Raw genomic sequence first — 5,994 nt, 5'->3', positions numbered from 1 at the left:
GTAGCCGTCGGCGTCGGGCGCGTTGCAGATCCAGGACTACACCCCCGTCACCCGCCACCCGTCACCGTCGGGCTCGGCGCCCAGCCCCAGCGCCGCGGCGTCCGAGCCGGCGCCGGGCTCGGAGAGGGCGAACGCGGCCGCGGCCTCGCCGGTGACGATCCGCGGGATCCAGCGCGCCGCGAGCTCGGGCGTGCCGCTCTGGAGGATCGGGTAGCTGCCCAGGCCCTGGAGCGCGAGCGCCGTCTCGGCCTCGCCGCTGACCTGGGCGATCGCCTCGCGCAGCAGGCAGAGCTGGAGCGCCGCGGCGTCGCGGGGCGGCTGGTCGCCGGTGCCGCCGAACACCGCGCGCAGGAGACCGAGGTCGCCCATGGCCTTCAGCAGGGGGCGGTTGACCCGGCCGTCGTGGCGCGCGAGCGGGGTGAGGTGCTCGGCTGCTGTCGCCCGGGCCCAGCTCGCGAACCGCTGGTGCTCGGCGCTCAGGCGAAACTCGGCCACCGCGTCCTCCATCGCCGGTCGGCGCCGATAACGATAGCGCATCTGTGACGCTCGTCAACAGACCGCAATCTAGCGGCGGGCCGTGACGATCCAGGCGCGGGCGTCGAACCAGATGCCGTCGTCGGTCCGACGCGCCTCGAGGGTCTCGTGCAGCCGCTCCTGGGCCCGGGCGGCGGCCGCCGGGTCGAGGCGCTTGCACGCCTCGCTCGTACACGTGAATCCGTTGACCCAGGCGAGGGCGGCGGCGGTGTCCGGGCCGAAGAAGACCGGTTCGTGAACGTCTTCCAGGGCGAGGTCGGCGAACCCCGCGGCGCGCAGGATCTCCTCGAGGCGTGCCGGGTCCGCGAGTGAGAACGGGTCCGGCCCGTCGTCAGCGGCGGACACGCCGAGCGCGCGGCGCAGGGCGACGTCCCACTCGTTGCGGTCGGCCGCCTGCCAGACCACCATCACCAGGCGGCCGCCGGGGCGCAGCGCCCGCCCGATGTTGCCGAACGCGGCGACCGGGTCCGCGAAGAACATCGTGCCGAACCGGCTGATCGCGACGTCGAACCCGCCCGGTTCGAAGGGGTGGGTCTGCGCGTCGGCGACCTCGAACCGCACGTTGCGCAGGTCCTGGGCGCTCGCGCGGGCGCGCTCGACGGCCGGGGCCGACACGTCGACGCCGAGCACGCCGGCGGCCACCCCCGCCGCGTCACGGGTGGACTGCCCGGCACCGCAGCCGACGTCGAGCACCCGGTCCTCCGGTCGGAGCGCCCAGGTGCGCCGGAGCGCGGCCCGGTATCTCGTCAGCTCGGCGTCGTAGTCGATCGCTCAGCTCCCCAGCACGCGGAACTCGTTGCCGTCGGGGTCGGCGAGCATGACGGTGCCGTCGGCCTCGACCTCCACCCGGGTGGCGCCGAGGGAGATCAGCCGGTCGACCTCCGCCGGCTGGTCGCCGCCGGCCGGTGTGATGTCGAAGCGCTGCCTGTTGCGCCCGTTCTTCGGGGTCACGGGCGGGCCGCCCCACGCGACCTTCGTGCCGCCGTGCGGTGACTGGATCGCCGTCTCCTCGTTGTCGTCCCAGACCAGCGGCCACTCCATCGCCGCGCTCCAGAACACGCCGACGTCGCGCGTGCCGTCGCAGGCGAGCTCGCCCAGCAGGCCGCACCCGGCGAGGAAGCTGTTGCCCGGCGGGATCACGCAGAACTCGTTGCCCTCGGGGTCGGCCAGCACGACGTGCCGTTCCTCGGGAAGCTGGCCGACGTCGAGGTGGCTGCCGCCGAGCCGGAGCGCCTGCTCGACCCGCGCCGCCTGGTCCTCGACGCTTTCGCTGGTCAGGTGGAGGTGCACGCGGTTGAGCCCGGAATTCTCCGTGGCGCTCGGCACGAACCGGAGGCTCACCTGGGTCTCGTCGCCGGGCAGGAACCCACCCTCGGCCTCGCGCCCGAGCAGGCCGCCCCAGAACCGGGCCAGCAGCGCCGGGTCATGGGCATCGAACGTCATCGTCAGTGTTCGCTCGCGCATCACCGCACAGTAGTAATCCGACCGGAGCCCATCCAACCGATTTCCGTCGTGTTCGCGCACCTCGTCCGGGATCCGCGCGGTGAGCGGCTACGCTGGTCGCTGTCCGCGCACGGCACGACCTTGGAGAGCTGATGTCCGACGACCAGAACACCACGGCGGACGAGTCGGCCGAGGAGGCACCCGAGTTCGCCAATCGGGCCGAACGCCGCGCGAAGGGCAAAGGCAAGGGCAAGGGCGGTCATCCGCACCAGCAGACCGGCGCGGGTGGCTTCACCGGCAAGGGCGGGTCCTACCAGCCGCCCCGCAACTACGGCAACCGCCGCAGCGGCTGACGGGCGCCTCCGATGACGCGCGGCGACCTGGTCGGGTTCGATCCGGGTCCGCTGCGCGTCGATCCGGACTACGCCGCCCGTCGTGGGTTCGACCCGGGCTTCCTCGGCCAGCCGCTGCCGTTGCCGACGGTCGGTCGCCGCGCGGACGTCGCGGCGGGCCCGGCGGCGCCCGACGGGGTGCTGCGCTACCACCACTTCAGTGTGGTCCTGCACGCCCGCCGCCGGCTCGCGCTCTACAGCGCGGCCAACCTCGACGGTCGCCGCCGGTTCACCACGGTCGCGTCCGATGACCGGTGGATCGTCGATCCGCGGCTGCCCGGGGCGCAGGTCGGCAACGATCTCTACGCCGGCAACGACCTCGACCGGGGCCACCTGACCCGCCGCGCCGACATGCTCTGGGGCGGGACCACCGCGGAGGCCGCGGCCGCGGTCGCCGACACGTACCACTACAGCAACTGCGCACCGCAGCACCGCGACTTCAACCAGAACAACGCCACGTGGCAGGGGCTCGAGGACTACATCCTCGACAAGGTTGCCGACCACCGGTTGCGGGCCAACGTCTACACCGGACCGGTGTTCGACCCGGCCGACCCGGTCTACCGGGACGTGGCCCTCCCCCGCGCGTTCTGGAAGATCGTCGCTGTCGGCAGTGGCGAGGGCGCGCTGCACGCCACGGCGTACCTCCTGGAACAGACCGATCTCCTCGGTGACCTGTCCCGCGCCGCGCCCCTCGGTCCATATCGCACCTACCAGACCCAGGTCCGGCACGTCGAGTCGTTGACCGGCATCGGCTTCGGATCCCTCCGCGACCACGACCCGCTGACCGGGACATCCACTCACGACGGCGAGCAGCCGCGGCCGGTCGAGCTCCGCAGCCTCGACGACGTGCGGCTGTAAGCGGCGGCCAAGGGCCACCGCTGGTTCCTGCAGGGCTTCGAGACGAACAACACGCTGCACTCGGACAACACTTCTGCACGCTGATCGAGGAGGTCACGGTGCTGCGCGACAACCAGCCGTGGCTGCGCATCGAGACGGAGGACCGGTACGCCGTCGGCAACTCGTCGCCGGCGCCTGACGGGTGGGAGGGCGGTCAGCGGCGTGGCCGCCCTCCGCGCCTACTTGACGCTCTGCCGGCGGACGATCTCGTTGATCCAGGTCGGGGCGAACGGGGACGTGCAGCCCGGCGAGGTCGGGTAGTCCTTGAGGACCTCCAGCCGCTCGCCGATGGCGATCGCGCGCGGTCGGTGGTCGGCGTGGTCGATGCCGATCTGGGCCAGGCAGTGGTTCATCGCCCACTGGAGCCGGTCCGGGGCGTCCTTCATCTCCGCCTCGATGGTGTCGAGGAGGCCAGGCAGGTCGAGGATCTCGGGCTTCTTCACCACGCGCTCCGTGGTCAACGCCCAGCCGGCGCTCGCGACCACCGGGTCCGGGTCGGCGGTCCAGGCGACGCGCAGGTCCTCGGCGTGCGGGCTCTTCTTGACCACGTAGTTCACGAGCCAGTCGTGGACCTTCGGCGCGCGCGCCTCGCGCAGCATGGTATCCAGCTCCGCGCGTTCGAACGCCTTCGGACGGCAGATGAGCAACGCCACCAGCCGCGCCGCCGTGTCGCCGGTCTGCCAGAGCTGACGGGCAAGGTCCTGCTGCGTCTTCAGCCGCGTGGCCACCGCGCGCAACTTGGTCAGGTTCACGCCGTGGTCGTCGCCGTGCTTCTCGTTCGCCGCCCGGGCCTTCGGATCCTCGAGCGCGGCCAACTCGGCCATCACCTCGGCCACCGTCGTCCCGGTGCGCGTCGCCTCGGCCACCTCAGACCCTCCTGTCCGTCGCCCGCGTCAAGGCAGCCTACGACGGTCAGGCCCGTCAGTCGTAGAGCTCCGTCTCGCTGACGGCCGGGTCGCCGCCCTCCGTGCGGCCCAGGCGGGCGGCCGAGCCGAACATCGGCCCGCGGGCCCGCTGGAGGCCGGCGAAGCGGCCGAAGCCCAGCGGCTTCGGTACGTCGTCGTAGACCGCTTCCATGCCGCCCTTGACCGAGTACGTCTCGTGCCAGAAGCCCGTGCCGCCGGAGTCGCGCAGGAAGTCCAGCCACCACTGGCGGTGTGGCTCCGAGCGGGCGAACTCGAGCAGCGACGGCAGGTCCCGCCAGTACTGCCGCATGCCCATGTTCATCGGGAAGATCGAGTAGTAGACCGGCTCGTGCAGCAGCAGGCCGTCCGGGTTGGCCGCGACCGACTGGCTGATCTTGCGGCCGAAGCTGAAGAACGTCCGGATCCCGTACATGTGGTTCACCCGCATGCCGAGGTAGAGGACGAGCAGGTCGGGATAGGCGGACAGGTCGACGGTCTGCCGGGTCACCTTCGTGGGCATCGCACACTCCTTCAGCGGGCCGCGCGCTCGACGAGGTCCGCGGTCGCGGCCGGCTGGGAGATCATCGCGACGTGTGCCGCGCGGACCTCGCGGACCTGGGCGCCGGCCCGCTGTGCCATGAACCGCTGCGCCGCGGGCGGGATCACCTTGTCGTCGCGGGCCACCAGATACCAGGACGGCACGGTCTTCCACGCCGGCGCGGCCGACGGCTCCCCCAACGTCCGCACGTCGGCCGGTCGCTGGGTCGCCCACATCACGTCGGTCGTCGACCGCCGCAGGTCGCCCGCGAACACGTCGTGGAACGCCTCCTTCTTGACGTAGCCGTCGACACTGTCCGCACCGGACGGGCGGAAGTCCAGGGCCGCCTCGCTCAGCTGCGATCCGGGGAACTTCGTCTGCAGGGAGAGCAGCGTCTCGCCCTGGTCGGGTGCGAACGCGGCGACGTAGACCAGCGCCTTGACCGCGGGGTTGCCGGTCGCGGCGTTGGTGACCACGATCCCGCCGTACGAGTGCGCGACCAGCACCAGCGGCCCGGGCAGCGTCGCGAGGACACTGGCCAGGTAGGCGGAGTCGGCGGCCACCCCGCGCAGCGGGTTCGCCGGTGCGATGACCGGGTAGCCGGCGCGGATCAGCCGCGCGGCGACGTCGTTCCAGCCGGAGGCGTCCGCGAACGCGCCGTGCACGAGCACGACGGTCGGCTTCGGCCCGCGAACGGGGTGGGCCGCAGCCGCGGCCGGCGCCGCCAGCATCGACCCGGCGGCGGCCGCGACAGAGCCGGCCAGCAGCGTGCGTCGGGTGGTCGTCATGGAGGTGGTTTCCCTTCGTCGAGCTTGCCGGCCACCGTACGCAGGCCCACTTGACGACCACTGAACGACGACTTCCCCGTCGTGCACCCTCGCTCGACGACGACCCGTACGTCATCGCGCGCCGTCACGACCCCGGGCTCGCCCGCGCCTCGCGGCGGCCGGCGACGACGTCCGTGATCGCGGCGGCCAGGGCGATGGCCATGAAGGCGATCGTGACGTAGAGGCCCATGCGGAACGCCACGGCGTAGTCGCCGCCGCTGGCCGCGAGCCGGTTGAAGAACACGGCGCCGATCGCCGCGATGCCGACCGCCGAGCCGATCCGCTGCCCGGTCTGCAGCACCCCGCCGGCGCTGCCCGCCTCGGAGACCGGCACCTGGCTCAGCGTGAGGTTCTGGTTGGGGCTGATCACCAGGCCGCGCCTGGGACGGCAGCCGGAATGACTGTCCTGGGCCGACGGTCGAGGATTCATCGTGTGAGGTTGTCGGGGGAACGACTGC

Annotated in this window: 9 protein-coding genes; 2 read left to right on the top strand and 7 right to left on the bottom strand. The window is 72.3% G+C overall.

What is annotated here, in order from left to right:
• Positions 1-36 precede the first annotated feature (36 nt).
• From AB0H87_RS36690 to AB0H87_RS36680, 3 genes are all read right to left on the bottom strand, one after another.
• On the bottom strand, positions 37-495 hold the full coding sequence (locus AB0H87_RS36690) for an acyl-CoA dehydrogenase family protein (protein ID WP_360156682.1): 459 nt from the start codon (positions 493-495) through the stop codon (positions 37-39).
• A 69-nt stretch (positions 496-564) separates the two neighbouring features.
• Positions 565-1,284, bottom strand: a complete 720-nt coding sequence (locus AB0H87_RS36685) for a methyltransferase domain-containing protein (protein WP_360156688.1) — start codon at positions 1,282-1,284, stop codon at positions 565-567.
• A 21-nt stretch (positions 1,285-1,305) separates the two neighbouring features.
• Entirely contained in the window at positions 1,306-1,998 is a 693-nt protein-coding gene (locus tag AB0H87_RS36680) for a VOC family protein (protein ID WP_360156679.1), read from the bottom strand.
• A 131-nt stretch (positions 1,999-2,129) separates the two neighbouring features.
• On the opposite strand from AB0H87_RS36680, the gene AB0H87_RS36675 reads away from it, so the two are divergent.
• Both AB0H87_RS36675 and AB0H87_RS36670 read left to right on the top strand, forming a co-directional pair.
• Positions 2,130-2,330, top strand: a complete 201-nt coding sequence (locus tag AB0H87_RS36675) for a hypothetical protein (RefSeq protein WP_360156676.1) — start codon at positions 2,130-2,132, stop codon at positions 2,328-2,330.
• A gap of 12 nt (positions 2,331-2,342) precedes the next feature.
• Complete coding sequence (locus AB0H87_RS36670) at positions 2,343-3,227, top strand: DNA/RNA non-specific endonuclease (protein ID WP_360156673.1); 885 nt, start codon at positions 2,343-2,345, stop codon at positions 3,225-3,227.
• Between the two features lie 218 nt (positions 3,228-3,445).
• Here the strand turns inward: AB0H87_RS36670 and AB0H87_RS36665 are convergent, their stop codons facing one another.
• The 4 genes from AB0H87_RS36665 to AB0H87_RS36650 all read right to left on the bottom strand — a co-directional run bounded on the left by AB0H87_RS36665 (position 3,446) and on the right by AB0H87_RS36650 (position 5,966).
• On the bottom strand, positions 3,446-4,090 hold the full coding sequence (locus AB0H87_RS36665) for a DNA alkylation repair protein (RefSeq protein ID WP_360156685.1): 645 nt from the start codon (positions 4,088-4,090) through the stop codon (positions 3,446-3,448).
• Between the two features lie 97 nt (positions 4,091-4,187).
• Positions 4,188-4,691 (bottom strand): DUF4188 domain-containing protein, encoded by a 504-nt coding sequence (locus tag AB0H87_RS36660; RefSeq protein ID WP_360156670.1) that lies wholly within the window; start codon positions 4,689-4,691, stop codon positions 4,188-4,190.
• An 11-nt stretch (positions 4,692-4,702) separates the two neighbouring features.
• On the bottom strand, positions 4,703-5,497 hold the full coding sequence (locus AB0H87_RS36655; protein WP_360156667.1) for an alpha/beta hydrolase: 795 nt from the start codon (positions 5,495-5,497) through the stop codon (positions 4,703-4,705).
• Between the two features lie 124 nt (positions 5,498-5,621).
• A complete protein-coding gene (locus AB0H87_RS36650; protein WP_360156664.1) occupies positions 5,622-5,966 on the bottom strand; it encodes a hypothetical protein in 345 nt (114 codons plus the stop codon).
• Positions 5,967-5,994: the final 28 nt, after the last annotated feature.

The organism is Asanoa sp. NPDC050611 (assembly GCF_040654855.1).
In the GTDB taxonomy this organism is placed as follows: Bacteria; Actinomycetota; Actinomycetes; order Mycobacteriales; family Micromonosporaceae; genus Asanoa.
Note: the sequence above shows the minus strand (reverse complement) of the source record. Positions and strands in the feature narration are given on the sequence as shown.